Source organism: Bacillus sp. RC251 (assembly GCF_044908765.1).
GTDB classification, from domain to species: Bacteria; Bacillota; Bacilli; order Bacillales; family Bacillaceae_G; genus Bacillus_A; species Bacillus_A wiedmannii.
Window position 1 is genome coordinate 1,473,017 of sequence record NZ_JBIYDP010000001.1, and the last position, 17,659, is coordinate 1,490,675.

General features: G+C 32.2%; 11 protein-coding genes and 1 pseudogene. 8 read left to right on the forward strand and 4 right to left on the reverse strand.

Features of this window, described 5'->3' with window-relative positions; genetic code table 11:
- Positions 1-14: 14 nt before the first annotated feature.
- Positions 15-1,739 carry a peptidoglycan D,D-transpeptidase FtsI family protein gene (locus ABH961_RS07485; RefSeq protein WP_404519152.1) on the reverse strand — a complete coding sequence of 575 codons (1,725 nt, stop codon included), beginning with the start codon at positions 1,737-1,739 and terminating at the stop codon, positions 15-17.
- A gap of 393 nt (positions 1,740-2,132) precedes the next feature.
- Between ABH961_RS07485 and ABH961_RS07490 the strand changes: the two genes are divergently transcribed.
- Together ABH961_RS07490 and bla are read left to right on the forward strand one after the other, a co-directional pair.
- Positions 2,133-4,271: a peptidoglycan D,D-transpeptidase FtsI family protein gene (locus ABH961_RS07490; RefSeq protein WP_404519153.1), complete on the forward strand. Its 2,139-nt coding sequence runs from the start codon at positions 2,133-2,135 to the stop codon at positions 4,269-4,271.
- 280 nt (positions 4,272-4,551) lie between these two features.
- A complete protein-coding gene (bla, locus tag ABH961_RS07495) occupies positions 4,552-5,478 on the forward strand; it encodes a class A beta-lactamase Bla1 (protein WP_048547863.1) in 927 nt (308 codons plus the stop codon).
- 19 nt (positions 5,479-5,497) lie between these two features.
- Here the strand turns inward: bla and ABH961_RS07500 are convergent.
- Positions 5,498-5,569, reverse strand: a pseudogene (locus tag ABH961_RS07500) (undecaprenyl-diphosphatase); the annotation flags it as partial.
- 611 nt (positions 5,570-6,180) lie between these two features.
- Here ABH961_RS07500 and hblC point away from each other — a divergent pair.
- The 5 genes from hblC to ABH961_RS07525 all read left to right on the forward strand — a co-directional run bounded on the left by hblC (position 6,181) and on the right by ABH961_RS07525 (position 13,881).
- Entirely contained in the window at positions 6,181-7,506 is a 1,326-nt protein-coding gene (hblC, locus tag ABH961_RS07505; protein ID WP_404519155.1) for a hemolysin BL lytic component L2, read from the forward strand.
- A gap of 55 nt (positions 7,507-7,561) precedes the next feature.
- Complete coding sequence (gene hblD / locus ABH961_RS07510; RefSeq protein ID WP_170957036.1) at positions 7,562-8,791, forward strand: hemolysin BL lytic component L1; 1,230 nt, start codon at positions 7,562-7,564, stop codon at positions 8,789-8,791.
- 31 nt (positions 8,792-8,822) lie between these two features.
- Entirely contained in the window at positions 8,823-9,956 is a 1,134-nt protein-coding gene (gene hblA / locus ABH961_RS07515; protein ID WP_098132523.1) for a hemolysin BL binding component B, read from the forward strand.
- 511 nt (positions 9,957-10,467) lie between these two features.
- Positions 10,468-13,077 carry a putative mucin/carbohydrate-binding domain-containing protein gene (locus tag ABH961_RS07520; protein WP_404519157.1) on the forward strand — a complete coding sequence of 870 codons (2,610 nt, stop codon included), beginning with the start codon at positions 10,468-10,470 and terminating at the stop codon, positions 13,075-13,077.
- 255 nt (positions 13,078-13,332) lie between these two features.
- Positions 13,333-13,881 carry a fascin domain-containing protein gene (locus ABH961_RS07525; protein ID WP_404519159.1) on the forward strand — a complete coding sequence of 183 codons (549 nt, stop codon included), beginning with the start codon at positions 13,333-13,335 and terminating at the stop codon, positions 13,879-13,881.
- 761 nt (positions 13,882-14,642) lie between these two features.
- Here the strand turns inward: ABH961_RS07525 and ABH961_RS07530 are convergent.
- Together ABH961_RS07530 and ABH961_RS07535 are read right to left on the reverse strand one after the other, a co-directional pair.
- Positions 14,643-15,458, reverse strand: a complete 816-nt coding sequence (locus ABH961_RS07530; RefSeq protein WP_098131666.1) for a DUF4179 domain-containing protein — start codon at positions 15,456-15,458, stop codon at positions 14,643-14,645.
- A complete protein-coding gene (locus ABH961_RS07535) occupies positions 15,442-16,026 on the reverse strand; it encodes a sigma-70 family RNA polymerase sigma factor (protein WP_000157852.1) in 585 nt (194 codons plus the stop codon). Before ABH961_RS07535 ends, ABH961_RS07530 begins: the two co-directional genes overlap by 17 nt.
- 1,344 nt (positions 16,027-17,370) lie before the next feature.
- Between ABH961_RS07535 and ABH961_RS07540 the strand changes: the two genes are divergently transcribed.
- Positions 17,371-17,637, forward strand: coding sequence for a hypothetical protein (locus ABH961_RS07540; RefSeq protein WP_240519144.1), 267 nt, complete (start codon positions 17,371-17,373; stop codon positions 17,635-17,637).
- The last annotated feature ends 22 nt before the right edge of the window (positions 17,638-17,659 follow it).

Genomic DNA, 17,659 nt, shown 5'->3' on the forward strand with positions numbered 1-17,659 from the left:
TTGTTTTTATTCTCTTATTGAAGAGTATTCCAGTACTCTAAAATTTCTGATGTAACGAGAGCAGCAATGTTTTTTTCTGAATTACTACCAGGAATAACGACAGAAACGGCAATTTGTGGATCTTCCGTAGGAGCATATGCAATGAAAAGAGAATGGTTTATCATTCTTTCTTGCTCATTCGGAGCACCTGTTATGCCTGTTTTACCTGCGACATGAAAGGGTAAGTTTTTAATTTCCTCTATATTTTGGCTCATCCCACCTTGCACGACACTCCAAAATTTCACCGGGTAACGATTTGAACTTTCTAAAATTGGTTTAAACTTTTTGGTTTCCTTACCATTTTGATCAATAATAGCACTTAAGATTTGAGGTTTATATTTATCACCTTTACTTGCTAAAGTTGCTGCATATTGAGCAAGTTGAAGAGGCGTGTGTACTTCATTTCCTCCCCAAGAGGCATTTAATAAGGCGGAGATACCATTTTCAAACTTGTTTGTTGGATGAAATTCATATTGTCCGTCTTCTTCAAAAGGTAAATCAACCCCGGTTTTAGAACGAAGGCCGAATTGTTTTAAATACTCTGTCCATATATGTGCAACTTTTTCTATATTCCCATTATTTTGGTTGAATAAGGGTAGAGCTACTTTTGCTGTCATAAATGTGTTAGATGAATTAATGATAGCCTGCCTCGGTGTAATCTCACCTGTTGGAGTTCCAGGTGCATTCGTAATGTTATTTTGATTATCATATTGAAAAGTACCTTTATCTAAATAAGTATCTTCAGGTTGAAAAAGCTTTTCGTTTAATCCAATTAAAATAGTAAGTGGCTTTATAGTTGAGGCCATATTTACATAAGATTCACCATACTTTAATTTTTGAATTGCTTTATTTTGCGAAAGTGATTTGATGTTTTCTTTTTTAGATGATACTTGTTCATATAATGTATTTGGATCAAACACTGCTGAGTTGGCCATAGTTAAAATTGCGCCAGTTTTCACATCGGTTACCACAACGTAACCAGCATTAACATCAGTTATTTTCTTGATTTGAGATCTTAATGCTTCCTCTGTTTTTTGCTGCAACTTAGAGTCTAAAGCTAGCCGGATATCTTTTCCTTTTTGTACTTTTTGAATGTTCCATAAGAACTTTTTATTATTCATTTTAAAAATAAGAGTTTTTCCGGGTTTTCCTTTTAAATCATTTTCATATTGCAGCTCAATCCCGCTTTTTCCAACGGGTCCATACTTAGAATTAAGGTCATTTTCTACATACCCAATTAGCTGTGAACCAACTTCGTGTTTAGGATAATATCGAATCCATTCATCTTTAATTATTACATTATTGGGTTTGTTCTTGTTTATGAATGTAAGTTCACTCTCATTTATGTCAGAGTATAACGGTAAATCATTCATAGTCTGCTTTTTACAAGATTGTTGTAATTGTGATTTTATGTCCTCTGCCGAAATGTCATGTTGAAACTCGTTTGAAAATTGTTTAAAAAAAGCTAATGTGTTTGATGTATCTTGATTCGATACCTTTTCATCATTAGAAGTGCAATATAGAGACTTAATTTTCTTATTTGTAGCTAGTATTACACCATTTTGATCGGAAATTTTTCCTCTTTCAGCTGAAGAAGTTGCGATAGTAATTGAGATGAAGTTGATTTTTAATAAAATTAGTAAAATCAAACCTACAATAGAAAGAACCGCAAAAAATCTCCATCTTTTTATATGTAACATATAACCCTCCCTTATGTAGCCTATTTCATCTTATAGTTAATTATTTTTTTTGTAAATGTGGAACAATTTTATTATTTAGGTTGTCTATTAAGTATAACAGCATGAAGAAAGGAATAATTAGTATGAAAAGTTACTAGCAAGTCTATGTGTAAGCTTAATATGAGTCATTATACAGTTTAGCATTTCTAATGCAAGCAATAAAAAAATAGAGAGAAAAACAGGAAAGGGGATTTATCAATTACGCGGCTAAACGAAGAAGGCTTGATGCTTACAAGGATGTAGAAAAAAAGATAAGACACTATTTATAACTGAATGGTGATTTCTAATATATAGGGAACGTATTTATTTACTAAGTATTAGTGAGGAGTTCCGGAAGAATTATATGGAGGATTTATGAAAAAACAAAAAGAAACAAAGCAGCAGACATATATATCTATTCGATTAAATATAATGTTCCTTTGCATATTTCTACTATTCTCAGCCATTATTATGCAGCTAGGAAAAGTACAAATCGTTGAGGGAGAGGCTTATAAGAACCAAGTGGAGAGCAGTCAAAATGAAACAACTAGTATACCAGTTCCACGTGGACAAATACTAGATCGAGAAGGGAAAACAGTCGTTAATAATAAATCTCTTCGTACGATTACGTATACAAGGGTAAAGGGAATTACTAGTGAAGATATTTTAAAAACAGCAAACAACTTAGCGAAAGTACTTGAAATGTCTGAACAAGATATAAATAAATTAACAGATATCGATAAAAAAGATTTTTGGATGCAGTTGAATACGAAACGTGCGGAGACGATGATTACTAAAAAAGATATAGAAAAGTTAAAAGATAAGGGAATAGAAGGAAAAGAGTTAGATAAAAAAATAGAAGACTTAAGACGAAGTCGTGTTACAGAATTAGAATTGGCAGAATTAACAGCACAAGATTTAAAGGTGTTAGCTATTAAAAGTAAAATGAGTTCAGGTTATCAACTAACACCACAAATTATAAAAAAAGATGTAACAGATCAAGAGTATGCGCGAATAAGTGAAAGCCTTGCTGAGTTTCCAGGAGTAGATGCAACAGTTGATTGGGAACGTAATTATGTAAATGGTAATCTATTTCGTTCCGTGTTAGGTAATATTACGAGTAGTGAAGAAGGATTACCGAAAGAAAACTTAGATTCTTATTTGGTACGTGGATATAACCGAAATGATCGTGTAGGAAAAAGTTATATTGAACAACGATATGAAGATGTCTTGCACGGTGCAAAAGAAGAAGTGAAAAACATTACTGATAAATCAGGAAACATTATAAACACAGAAATAATCTCTAAAGGAAAAAGTGGTAATAGTTTAACATTAACGATTGATATGGAATTACAAAAGAAAGTGGAAGAAAGTATAGAGAAAAATTTGAGAGCGTTTAAGAGTTCAGAGCCACTGTTGGACCGAGCTTTTGTCGTCATGACGAATCCAAATAACGGACAGATTTTATCTATGGCAGGCAAAAAGATTGTAGAAAAAGAAGGGAAAATAGAGATTGAAGATTTGGCATTAGGTAACATGACAACCTCGTATGAGCTAGGGTCAGCTGTAAAAGGTGCAACTTTATTAACTGGATATGAGACAGGGGCAATACAGCCAGGAGATCAATTTTATGATGCACCTATGAAATTTAAAGGTACACAAGCTAAGAAATCGTGGAATGTATCCGGATTTGGTAATATTAATGATTTACGAGCGCTACAAGTATCTTCGAATGTATACATGTTCCAGACAGCTTTAAAAATTGCGGGAGTTAATTACGTACCAAATGGTTCGTTGGATATAAAACAAGGAGCATTTGATACGATGCGCTATTATTTTAAACAATTTGGATTAGGAGTTCCAACAGGTATTGATTTACCGAATGAAATAATTGGACAAACTAGAAAAGTAGATAGTCAGCCTGGGTTTTTACTAGATTTTTCTATCGGGCAGTATGATACGTATACACCGTTGCAATTGGCGCAATATATTTCAACGATTGCTAATGGCGGTTATAGAATGCAACCTCAAATTGTACAAGAAATACGAGAGCAATCAATAAAAGAAGAAGAGGTTGGCAAAGTTATACGCTCTATAGAGCCTGTCGTATTAAATCGAATTGATATGAAGACAGAACATATTGATCGGATAAAAGAAGGGTTTAGATGGGTATTCCAAGAAGGTGATGGAACTGGCGTGAAGTATTTCAAAAACGCGCCATATAAACCAGCAGGAAAGACAGGGACAGCTCAAACTGTATATGGTGGAGATGATCCAATTGGTAGAAATGCAAAAGGAGAACGTATGGAATGCTACAACTTAACGTTAGTTGGATATGCTCCATATGATAATCCAGAAGTAGCATTTTCTGTAGTAGTTCCATGGCTTCATAACGATAAAAGTGGAATTAATTCTATAATTGGAAAAGAAGTTTTAGATGTATACTTTGATTTGAAAAAGCAACGTATACAAGGTGAAACTGCTAGTACAGAGAGTTCGAATCAAAACCATTAATAATTTGTGTACTTTTCTCAGGGGAAGAGTTCCTGTTTATATAAAAGCCTTTATAAGTTAAAGAAAAAGTAAGATTTGAAATAAGAGTTAGTTGCTATCATAGTTGCTATCTCTTATTTTTGTTAATATTTTGGTTACTAATTAAAAAAGGTTTTAAATTTATGGAACAAACTTGTTTCTTAGATGGTCTATTATGTGTACGTATAAAAACAGGTATTCAAATAGATACATTGTATTGAATTTACTACTTGTTTTCAGTATTGAAAATTTGAAAGGAATGATGATTTTGAAAAATAAGAGGATGCTAAAAATAGGAATATGCATTGGTATATTAGGTATAAGTCTTACAAGCCTAGAAACTTTTACAGGAGGGGCATTGCAAGTTGAAGCGAAGGAAAAGACAGGGCAAGTTAAACATAAAAAGCATGCGACATATAAAGAATTCTCTCAACTTGAGAAAAAATTTGATGCTCGATTAGGTGTGTATGCTATTGATACGGGTACACATCAAACAATAGCTTATCGACCTAACGAAAGATTTGCCTTTGCATCAACCTACAAGGCGTTAGCCGCAGGAGTATTGCTACAGCAAAACTCAACTAATAAATTAAATGAAGTTATCACTTATACGAAAGATGACTTAGTGGAATATTCACCTGTTACAGAGAAACATGTAGATACCGGAATGACACTAGGAGAAATTGCTGAGGCCGCCGTTCGTACCAGTGATAATACTGCAGGGAACATTTTATTTAATAAAATAGGTGGACCTAAAGGATATGAAAAAGCGCTTAGACAGATGGGTGATCGGATTACTATGGCTGATCGCTTTGAGACAGAGTTAAACGAGGCTATTCCAGGAGATATTCGTGACACTAGTACAGCGAAAGCAATTGCTACGAATCTGAAAGCTTTAACGGTCGGAAATGCGCTTCCAGCTCATAAACGTAACATTCTTACAGAGTGGATGAAAGGAAATGCTACAGGAGACAAACTTATTCGTGCAGGCGTACCAACTGACTGGATAGTTGGAGATAAATCAGGAGCTGGAAGTTATGGGACACGAAATGATATTGCTATTGTTTGGCCTCCGAATAGAGCACCTATTATCATCGCAATTTTATCTAGTAAAGATGAGAAAGAGGCTACCTATGATAATCAACTAATTGCAGAGGCAGCTGAAGTTATAGTTAAAGCTCTTAAGTGATAATCTCTCAATTCTTTATTTAATGTAATTGAAAATATGAACTTGGAAAGCGATTCTTTTTAATGTGAAAAGAATCGCTTTTTTGTATTTCTATAATGAATAGTAAGTATATAAGCAAAAATTATTATTTCATGGACAATTTATCCCCTAAAGTGCATGAGGGAAATTTTCTCCTGTGGTGTTCGTAGCAATAATATTATTATGTATACGATAATAATATTTTGGAGTAGTTAAGCTAGATACTCTTATATGGATATGTAATTTTACATATCCATATAAAAGACACATATGTGCTAATCACTATTAAATTATATTAAAATCATTTTTAGGTAAGGGGATTCATATAGATTTAAAGGAATCAAAGAATTTTTATGTTTAATTATCATAGTATAATTATTTCACTTTATGAAATGAAATTTGTATATAACTTTTTTAAATATAATATTTTTAAATTTGAATAATAAATATCTGAAAAATCAAATTTAATCAATGTGATTTTCAGGTTTACTTATGAAAAACATAGTGTTTAAAATGAGGGGGAAGTAAGGTCCTTATATTCTTTCAAAAATAAATAAAAAACGAGATGGAATTACTTTTTTGAAAAAATCTCTATCCTTAAGTATGTGTGAAGAAATCCTAACGTTAGGTTGTACAACATTTACGATTAAAACTGTAAAAAACAATAGTGAAGAGGTGTACGGAATGAAGAATAAAATTATGACAGGATTTTTAATAACATCAATCGTTACTGGAGCGACTATTCCTATCAATACTCTCGCAATGCCAATCGTTCAGGCAGAAACGAAACAAGATAATATAGATATTTCCTCAGCATTACGAAAAATAGGTGCACACTCCAAATTAACACAAACCTTTATAGATGGAGCCTTAGCAAGTCCGAATGTGCAACTTGAAGAAGTTCCATCTTTAAATACAACTCAATTTCTAATTAAACAAGATATGAAAGAGTGGTCATCAGAACTATATCCAAAATTAATTCTATTAAATTCAAAAAGCAAAGGATTTGCAACCAAATTTAATAGCTATTATCCAACATTAAAAGGATTTGTAGATAATAAGGAAGATAAAGAAGGGTTTTTAGATAGACTGGAAGTTCTTCAAGATATGACTATAACAAACCAAGAAAACGTGCAACGTCAGATTAATGAGTTAACAGATCTTAAACTACAGGTAGATAAGAAACTGAAAAATCTTGATACAGATGTGATAAAAGCACAGAGTGTACTTAGTTCAGAGGGAACAGGAAAAATAGACAAGTTAAAAAATGAAATGCTAAATACAAAAAAATCAATTCAAAATGATTTACAGCAAATAGCATTATTACCAGGAGCTTTAAATGAACAAGGGCTAAAGGTATTCCAAGAAATTTATAGTCTATCAAAAGATATCATTGAACCGGCTGCTCAAACCGCAGTAGTGGCGTATAACAAAGGAAAAGAAATAAACAATGCTATTGTAGAAGCAGAGAAGAAAGCAGAGCAAGAAGCAACAGAAAAGGGAAAATCAGTTATAGAAATTGAAGCTGCCAAAAAAGAAGCACGTGAAGCGATAGAGAAAAGTAAAAAAGGTGAAATTGCTGCAGCTGCAGTTACAAAAACGAAAGAGTATGATCTTATGAAAGTGATTGATCCTGAAAAAATTAAAAAAACATATAGTACCTTTGCCGAAATTAATAAACTAACAGCAGAGCAAAGAGCATATTTAAATGATTTAGAGAAACAAAATCAAAAATTATATGACTTAACAACTAAATTAACAGTAGCAGATTTACAAAAATCAATGATTCTTTTCATGCAAAATGATTTGCATACATTTGCTAATCAAGTAGATGGAGAGATTGAGCTAATGAAACGTTATAAAGAGGATTTGAATCTAATAAATAATAGTATTACAAAATTATCGAATGAAGTTGATACGAATAACACTCAGTCTCAAAAAGATACATTAAGACGACTAAAGAATGTAATAAATCAACTCGAAGAACAAGTTAATAAATTTCAATATTAAGAAATTAGGTTTAACAAAAAATTATAATGCAACTGAAAATAAGGAGGAGAATCAAATAATGAAATTTCCATTTAAGGTCATAACTTTGGCCACTTTAGCAACGGTTATAACTGCTACGAATGGTAGTACTATTCATGCACTTGCACAAGAACAGACAGCACAAGAACAGCAAATAGAAAATTATGCGTTAGGACCTGAAGGGTTAAAGAAAGTATTGGCTGAAACAGGCTCTCATATTCTTGTAATGGATTTGTACGCAAAAACAATGATTAAGCAACCGAATGTAAATTTATCCAACATTGAATTAGGTTCAGGAGGGGGAGAATTAATTAAAAACATTCACCTGAATCAGGAACTGTCACGAATCAATGCAAATTACTGGCTAGATACAGCGAAGCCAAACATTCAAAAGACAGCACGTAATATTGTAAATTATGATGAACAATTTCAAAATTATTACGACACACTAGTAGATACTGTAAAAAAGAAAGATAAGGCGGGCCTCAAAGAAGGAATAGGGGATTTAATCGGTACAATTCATACAAATTCAAATGAAGTTACGGAAGTTATTAAGATGTTAGAAGCTTTCAAAACAAAGTTGTATACAAATACTGTAGATTTTAAAAATAATGTTGGAGGTCCAGATGGACAAGGGGGATTAACGGCTATATTAGCGGGAAAACAAGCACTAGTCCCACAACTTCAGGCCGAAATTGAGAATTTACGTTCTACGCAGAAAGCACATTTTGATAATGTATTAGCCTGGTCAATTGGTGGTGGATTAGGAGCAGCTATTTTAGTTATTGGAACGATTGCAGGAGCGGTAGTAATTGTTGTGACCGGTGGCACAGCGACACCAGCTGTTGTTGGTGGTCTAACAGCTCTAGGGGCAGCTGGTATCGGTTTAGGAACAGCAGCTGGTGTTGCGGCATCTAATCATATGAACTCTTATAATGAAATTTCTAATAAAATCGGAGAATTAAGTATGAAAGCCGATCTTGTTAACCAAGCAGTTATTTCACTTACTAATACAAAAGACACGTTGACATATTTGTATCAAACAGTGGATCAAGCAATCATGTCTCTAACGAATGTTCAGCAACAATGGAATACGATGGGAGCGAATTATAAAGATCTATATGATAATATCGACCAAATGCAAGAACATAAACTGTCTTTAATACCTGATGATTTAAAGGCTGCAAAACAAAGTTGGAATGATATTCATAAGGATGCAGAATTCATTTCAAAAGACATTGCTTTTAAACAAGAAAAAACAAACTAAAAATCAATATATATGTATAGGAGGAATTAAAATGAATAAAAACTTTCCTTATAAACTACTTGCTTTATCGACGTTTTTAACTGTGACAACAACTACTGTAGTTTCTCCAGTGGCAGCCTTCGCAAGTGAAAGTAAAATGGAACAAACTAGTACCGAAGATATATCTCTTTCTGTAAACAGCGAAAAGATGAAAAAAGCTTTGCAAGATGCTGGAGTATTTGCAAAATCTATGAATGATTACTCTTATTTGTTAATTAAAAACCCAGATGTTAACTTTGAAGGAATTGACATTAAAGGATATACAAATCTACCTAGTCAAATTCTACAAGATCAAAAGAATGCAAGAGAGCATGCTACGAAATGGGATTCACACATAAAAAAACAACTTTTAGATACACTGACGGGGATTGTAGAGTATGATACTAAATTCGACAATTATTATGACACATTAGTAGAAGCGATTAATGAAGGGGATGCAGACACATTAAAAGAAGGCATTACAGATTTACAAGGTGAGATTAAACAAAATCAAGCATATACACAGAATTTAATACAAGAACTAGCTAAGTTAAGAGATAGTATTGGAGAAGATGTCCGGGCATTTGGAGGTCATAAAGATATTTTGCATTCGATTCTGAAAAACCAAGCATCTGGAATTGATGAAGATGAAAAGCGCCTAAATGAAGTTTTAGAGCAAGTTAGACATTTTAAACAAGTAGAATCAGATGGAATAATAACTGTATCAATTCCCTCAATTCCTACGTGGATTGCTGGTGGTGTAATGATAGGGGTAGCAAGAAATAATTTAGGTACATTAGAGCCGTTGTTAGCACAATTACGTCAGACTATAGATTATAAAGTAACATTAAATCGTGTAGTTGGTGTTGCGTATAATAATATTAATGAAATGCACAATGCGATTGGATCGGCTATTAATGCACTTACCTATATGTCTGCACAATGGCATGATTTAGATTCTCAATATTCGGGAGTGCTTAGTCATATTGATAAAGCATCCCAAAAAGCGGATCAAAATAAATTCAAATTCCTAAAACCTAATTTGAATGCAGCGAAAGATAGTTGGAAAACATTGAGAGCGGATGCGTTTACATTAAAAGAAGGGATAAAAACATTAAAAATGGATCCTATTTCTTCAAAAAAATAGCGGAATACGGTATTTGTTACAAGGGCATTTATACAGTTATAAAATGATTTTTTGTTCTTTATAAATTGAAAAGACGGAGGTATAATCAGGCCTCTGTCTTTTGTTTTATTGAAATATTTTTATAATTCCATCCTATATGTAGAAAGTAGTTATACAAGTTTGAATTTTTAAGGTGAATGATTTTTATGAATTTTTCCGTAAAACCTAATCTATGATTAGTGAGCTTTATATTCTTATTTTCCTAATTGAATACTTTTATACAATTAGATGGAAGTTAAGAATACTAAATCAAAACATAATAGGTTGTTATTGATGAGTTTATCGTAAAGTTGTTATTTTATGTGTCATCAAATAACATTTATAAACAATTAGAAATAAAGAAAAGGAGACTATTATGAGAAAAAATAGAGTATTAGATACAACATAAATAGCGTAAATAGTTTTTGATGTAAAAACATGATAAATAAAATAATAGTCCTTACATGTACTAAGGGAAAATGAGGGAGATAATATGGGGAATAACTCAAAATATAAAACTAGAAAAATACTTGCAGCTACTGCTACAGTAACTATGCTTACGACTGGAATGGTTTCTTCATCAGATGTCTTTGCAGAGGAAACAAAGCAGCAAAAAAAAATATCGACATCATTGCAAGAGGAAAAGTCAGTTAAATTAGAAAACAGATCATATACAGTCCCAGGAAAAGGGGATGTTGAGGTATTGAAACAACAGGAAAGAAAAAGTATGGCATTTAGTCCATATGAACCGACTGGTTTATATGCAAAGCCAAATGAACAAATAACGATTAATGTAGAAGGAAATGAAAATATTCAAGCATACATTGGAACGTATTCGTATGATGCTTCTTGGAGAGAAGATTCTAAAATAAAATCATTTACATTAAAACCAGGTATAAACACAATCCAATCTCCAAATGGAGGAATGATTTATTTTTACAATAAACAACAAGGTGGTACCATTCGAACAACAGTCACAACTGGTGGAACGACTACTCCTTTCTTTGAACTAGGCAAGCATACGAAACAAGATTTAATAGACATGCTGAACCAAAATCCAAATGCACATGCAGTGGAGCTAAAAGGAGAACGTGTATTAATTACGGCCAGCCCTGCACGTGTTAAGAAATATTTGCTTGGTTCTAATACAGATCCTGTACAACTCTTAAAAAAGATGGATGAAGCTACCCGAATTCAAGACAAAGTAGCTGGATTATCCGAAGAACAAGCTGACAAGCATTATATTCATTACGTAGAAGAAAATCATTCACCAGATTATTATATGTATGCGACTTCTTATCGAACTGCATATGTAGGAGATGCAATTCAATACGTGTTAGATATAAATAAATTTATAAAAGATGGTTGGGGTCCTTGGCATGAGGCAGGGCATTTGAGACAGCAAGCACCTTGGAAGTTTTATAATATGACAGAAGTACAAAATAATATTTACAGCCTTTCTGTAGAAAAAGCATTTACATCTAATCAATCTTTTAGATTGCAACAGGAGGGCGCTTATACTAAGGCATTTCAATACTTAGAACAACCTAATAAAAATTATGACGAAGTTAGTGATGTTTTTGTTAAGCTTGTTATGCTTTGGCAACTACAGTTAGCATATGGAGAAGACTTCTATCCTAAACTGCATCAATTGTATAGAGATATGCCTTCTAATGAACTTCCACAAACTGATGAAAATAAAAAACAATTATTTATGATCTCAGCATCAAAAGTAGCCAAACAAAATTTGATGCCTTTCTTTGAGAAGTGGGGATTACGTCCAAATAATGATACCATTCAAAAAGTGGCTGCATTAGGATATCCGGTTTTAACAGCAGAGATTTGGAAGGGGACGGATTCTAATCCGATTAAACCAAATGTGCCTAATGCAAATAATATTTTAGAAGGAAGCCAGTTTGCATGGTCAATGAAAGGGATTAGTGATTTTGAGTTTGCCAAAATCAATTTCAATAAGTCAGCAGAAGAAATGCAAGTAGACTTAAAAGCAGGAATACCGCATCACTATTTTAATGAAACATATGCGAGTATTAAAGTACAAAATGCATCAGGCAAAGTAGTATATAATAAAGACATTTATGGAAACAAACAACAAAATGCCGAATCGCAAAAAGTTCCAGTTAAAGTAGGAGATTATATTGAGTTAACACATCAAGAAGGTGTGCATAGAGCTACTTTAACAAATGTAGATAGTAGTAAACAAGAAAGCTTTGGAAAAAAAGCAATGTACGAAGTTACAAAAGAAGGCTTGAAAAAAATAGAAAAAATTCCAGAAGTAACAATTTTAGATGGAAATCAATTTGCATGGTCAATGAAAGGGATTAGTGATTTTGAGTTTGCTAAAATCAATTTCAATAAGTCGACAGAAGAAATGCATATTGACTTAAAAGCAGGCGTACCGCATCATTATTTTAATGAAACATATGCGAGTATTAAAGTACAAAATGCATCAGGCAAAGTAGTATATAATAAAGACATTTATGGAAACAAACAACAAAATGCCGAATCGAAAAAAGTTCCAGTTAAAGTAGGAGATTATATTGAGTTAACACATCAAGAAGGTGTGCATAGAGCTACTTTAACAAATGTAGATAGTAGTAAACAAGAAAGCTTTGGAAAAAAAGCAATGTACGAAGTTACAAAAGAAGGTCTGAAGAAAGTAGAAAAAATGCCAGAAACAACGGTTTTAGACGGAAATCAATTTAGTTGGTCGTTAAAAGGATATAGTGATAGAGAAATTGCAAAAGTAAATTATAATAGGATAACAGAGAAAATACAGGTGAATTTAGAAGCAGGCGTACCACATTCTTATTTTAATAATACGTATGCGAGTATCAAAGTACAGAATTCATCCGGTAGTGTTGTGTACAATAAAGAAATAGTGGGAAATAGACAGCAAACTGCTGAAAGCCAAACTGTGCCGGTCAAAGTGGGAGATTATATCGAGTTTACCCATATAGAAGGGGAAGCAGTAAATGAAAAGACACGGGCTAAACTTACTAACCTTGAGAATAATAAACAAGAATATATAGGCAAAAAAAGAATCTATCAAGTTACTTCAACGGGATTAAACAAAATAGATTAACATGAAAAACATTCAAATTTTTAGTTAGATGCTTAATAGTCGTTCATTATGAACGGCTATTTGGCATTTATTTAATATAAAGTGAAATTAATTTTTAAAATATGTATGAGTACTGAGTGATGTTTAGGTGCTGTAGATTTGAGAAAAAAGAAACAGAATAATAAGGTATTTGTTGATAAAGATTCTCTATCATTACAATATTTTACATATTTGGTATGATGTATATGAGTGCTATATATTAAGGGAGGAATGAAAATGAAGAGGTTCATAGCTCATGCAAATGATAATAAGATCTTTAAAAAGTTAGTTTTAATGGTGTTACCAATGGTTCTAATGATAATGATGATAACCCCATCGAATGATGCATTGGCAGCCGTCCAATCAAATGCAAGTTCACTAAAAGGTGTGAATCTATTTAATGGAAGCTGGACTGTTGCTATACAAGCTGCAAATTTACAATATGTGTCTGCTGAGCCATCGGGAAATGTAGTAGCAAATCGTAGTGTAGTTAATGAATGGGAGAAATTTGAATTAATTCCGACTGGGGAATTATATACGTTTGCTTTAAAAGCGAAAAGTAATGGAAAGTACGTTTCGTTTGAGCCAAATGGTAGAGTAGTAGCAGATCGTACATCAATTGGGGCATGGGAAAAATTTATCTTATATAATGGTGGAGACAATAGGATATATGTATTACAAGCGCTAAGTAATGGTAGATTTATATCAGCAAATGGCGGTAGAGAATTAACTGCTAATAGTTATGTAGCTGGAAGCTGGGAAAGATTTGTTATTGTGTACTTCTAAATTTGGAAGTGTTATGTATCTAGATGATAATGACATGTGTAGTTCATATGCATGCCAAATACAATAAAGAGTTAAGTACTTAATATAAGTGTATATTTAGGTACAAAAAGGACTGCAAGTAACTGTCAGTCCTTTTTGTATGTTAATTAAGTATCTGCTGTGGATGTAATAAGAAGAAAAAGAACCCTATAGGGTTCTTTTTCAAGGCATATTAACCGTAAGGAGAATCATGAAATGCTACTTCAAATCTTTATTAGGGGAAAGATTTTGAAAAAGCTTAACATACATCTATTTTTACATAAATGTAATATATAGTAAATTGATAATATTTATACTTACTATTACTAATATTCAATTAAGATAGTTAACACTATGCTTATAGTGTTAACCGGTGTTTAGTGAAGTATACATTGAAATATCTAGTATTAGATTACAATTTTCAAAAAAGCTAATAGATTTATCATTTCAAATTTTAACTAAGATTTAAACGATTTTAATTGAAATTGGGTGTGTATTATTAACTCCATGCCTATCAACTTAATATTTTAAATGCCCTCATAACAAAATTTTTCTTTCTACAGTTATTTATGTAAATTTAGCTTATTTTTTGTTTGGGGACTAATTCTTAAATACAGTCATCATGCTGGTATTCTTCACAAATATTTAGATATTGATAGTAGGATACTAAACCGATTGATTTCGAAAATTCCATATCTTATACTTTTTGAAAAGTATAAGGTACGGAAATTGTCCTATGATTTCTACTGATTTTTATCCGTATCAATCTTTTGTACGGATCTATGCTCTACATCAACTGAAATTTTGTTTTTCCAATTTCCTTCTGTTTTTCCAACTCTATCAATATTTATGTTTATAGTTAAAGAATTAGGGAATTTTTCTCCTTGAAGTTCTTCAAAAACTACTGCTCCTTCTGGTTTATCATGAAAAGCCAGCACAGTTTCATAAGCCTTTCCTGTTGCATCAGTTAAGTAAAACATACCAATATCCGGTGCATTTGGATTACCAATTCGATCCTTTTGATAGCTGTCTAGATTATTGTTACTAAGAAAACGCAATTCACTTACAGTATTAAATTTTTCATTCTTATACGTTGGACTTGCCACTTGCTTACCCTTTTCTTTACCACTGGATATGATATCCAATCCATTTGTATTAAATTCATACGGAATTATTAATCCATCTTGTTGTTCAAATCGGTAGTAAACAAGTATTTTATCCTCTTGGATTAACATTTCTTTTAAATGAAGCGTAATTCCTTGATCTGTTATTTTTTGATCCAAAGGTATAGATTTTCCCGCTGCTGCATACTTTCTAACTTGATCAGTAATCATGTCATTCAATTTTAATTGAGGTTGCGTAAAATAAGAGTTATTTAGTGCCATTGTACTAGTTGGTATAATGATAGCTGCCGCTAAACCTGTTATTAATAATTTCTTTTTCAATTTCTTTTTATTCTCCCTCTTGTGAATTTGCGTAAATGAGTGATATGCACGCTCTTTAACTTCTTTAGGAACTTCTTGTTTCATTTCTTTTTTTAATTCATTTGAAAATGACATTTGATTTATATTCCTCCTCATCAATTTCAATATTAGATTGATTCCGAATTTTTTCTAACGCTCTATGAATTCTAGACCTTACCGTACCTATAGGGATTTGTAATAATTCCGCAATTTCTTCATATGTATAATCGTGATAAAAACGATACACTATCACAACTCTAAATTTGAACGGCAATTCTTGAATCAATGTTAGCAATTCCTTTTGTGTTTCCTTTTCAAGTAATAGTTTTTCTGGGATTTCTACAACTGACTCCTGCATTGAATGCTGTTTTTCAAATAAACGCATCCTTTTCCAAACTTGTTTTCGCCATTGACTAATTTGTTTATAGACAATGCCATTCACCCAAAATAAAAAAGGTCTAGATTGATCATATTTTGAGATGGATTTCCATAGTTGAAAGTAAACCTCATTTACAATTTCATTTGTATCATGACTATTTTTAACTATGGCAAATACGGTGTCATATATCCTCTGATTTGTTAAATCAAATATATATTCAAAAGCTTCTTCGTCACCGGATAACAGACGGTCTATCCATGTGCTTATGTTGTCATTACTAGCCAAACAGGCACCCTCCTTAAAATTGATTTCACTATATATTGGACAGTAATCAAGATAAAGTTCCAATTTAGATAAAAAAATATATTTTTTTATCTTCTCTTAAGACGTATATAGAATACGTAGATTTTTAAAGAATTTACACTGGACCTTTAGAAAAAAGAGAAAATTTCATATGAAATTAAACCTATATAATCTTAGCTTGATGGGCATGTGTATTAACTCGTGTAAGCTAAATAAAAGTAAATAAAATAAAAAAGGACCCTGTAAAAAATACAGGGTCACAGGGTTAAGGGAACGCATAGTTTCTTAAAATCATAATAGCATATATTTTTTGTATAGCTATATGAGGATTTTGACCAAAATAAGAACAAGACAGAAAATCTTTAAGAAAGCAAATTTAGTGCTGGAAAATTGATTTGGAATTAAAATATTAACATGTTGATATAGATGAGCCCTCTTGAGCACCGTGATCAAAATGTCTTTTAATTAGAGGTTTGGGTTAGTGAGATAATTAAATCTTCCTGAAAAAGAAAAATGTTTTTTTAGATTAAAAGAAGAAAAGACACCATTCGGGTGTCTTTTCTTTTGGTATACAGCTCACATATTGTTGAATTAGATACGAAACCATAATTCGACTATGAAATAAACAACATAAGAAATTTTAACATAATCTGGACTGAGCAGAATATGTAATAGTGCATTTTTAGTTTTCATTTGGTTTATTGGATAGAGAACAGCAATATAAATAAAAAAGGGCATGCAGTCGTATCTGCCGCCCTTTTTTAGGAGGAATTTAAGACACCAATAGGACACGTATTGGTAAAAAGGCTCAAAAATAGTATATGTAAAAAGAAAATGTCCTATACCAAAAGTGGACTGAGCTTTATCTTTTTTACTTATTCAAAATCTAATTCCGTCCTTTTCAAAATCAGTAAAGCGAACGTATGGTTTGGAATGAAATTAGAAAAAGTATACATGAAACTGGCAGACAACAATTTTGTCGCCTGCCAGTGCCAATGGACTGAATGCGTTAGTCAATTACTATAAATTACTATCTCATTACCAGAAGAGTGAAGCCGCTAGTTCAAACGGCTTAAATCTAGTTTGCCTGATAAAGAAAAAATTATGAGTAAAAATTTTGTTTGCTCTATATGAAAAGATAAATAGATATTCATCAGACAAGGATAATACAGCATACCTTGAATAGTGTGTAGGAACGAATTAAGGAAAAGAATGTTTATTAAGGAAGGGACTGAATCAGTAGTGGGAATTTCGGACAGGATTTGGGGAGCCGTGGCTGTCTTAGGCATTGCGACTAATATCGTTGCTTGTATAATGGCAGTATAAATTCAAAAATATGAGCTAATGATAAACTGCCTTACAAATATTTTATTTTTAATTATTATAGCTATAACGTTTATCAAGATGAAAATTAACAAGTGGGTGGCATTAGGATTTACGTTAGTTGTAATAGAAAAAGGTATTAAGGCAGGTTATGACTTCTACACACATGATTACTATGGTGTCAGTTGGAGTTTAGCTATCATTGCCTATTGCATATATTGTATTTTCGTTAAAGCAAGGCATTATTCTCTCATAAAAAGGAATCACTAGAACAATATGTGATTCCTTTGAG

Excerpts from the sequence above, each read along its gene's own strand:
- ABH961_RS07485 (WP_404519152.1), bottom strand. The coding sequence starts at position 1,739 with ATGTTACATATAAAAAGATGGAGATTTTTTGCGGTTCTTTCTATTGTA.
- ABH961_RS07490 (WP_404519153.1), top strand. The coding sequence starts at position 2,133 with ATGAAAAAACAAAAAGAAACAAAGCAGCAGACATATATATCTATTCGA.
- bla (WP_048547863.1), top strand. The coding sequence starts at position 4,552 with ATGATTTTGAAAAATAAGAGGATGCTAAAAATAGGAATATGCATTGGT.
- hblC (WP_404519155.1), top strand. The coding sequence starts at position 6,181 with ATGAAGAATAAAATTATGACAGGATTTTTAATAACATCAATCGTTACT.
- hblA (WP_098132523.1), top strand. The coding sequence starts at position 8,823 with ATGAATAAAAACTTTCCTTATAAACTACTTGCTTTATCGACGTTTTTA.
- ABH961_RS07520 (WP_404519157.1), top strand. The coding sequence starts at position 10,468 with ATGGGGAATAACTCAAAATATAAAACTAGAAAAATACTTGCAGCTACT.
- ABH961_RS07525 (WP_404519159.1), top strand. The coding sequence starts at position 13,333 with ATGAAGAGGTTCATAGCTCATGCAAATGATAATAAGATCTTTAAAAAG.
- ABH961_RS07530 (WP_098131666.1), bottom strand. The coding sequence starts at position 15,458 with ATGTCATTTTCAAATGAATTAAAAAAAGAAATGAAACAAGAAGTTCCT.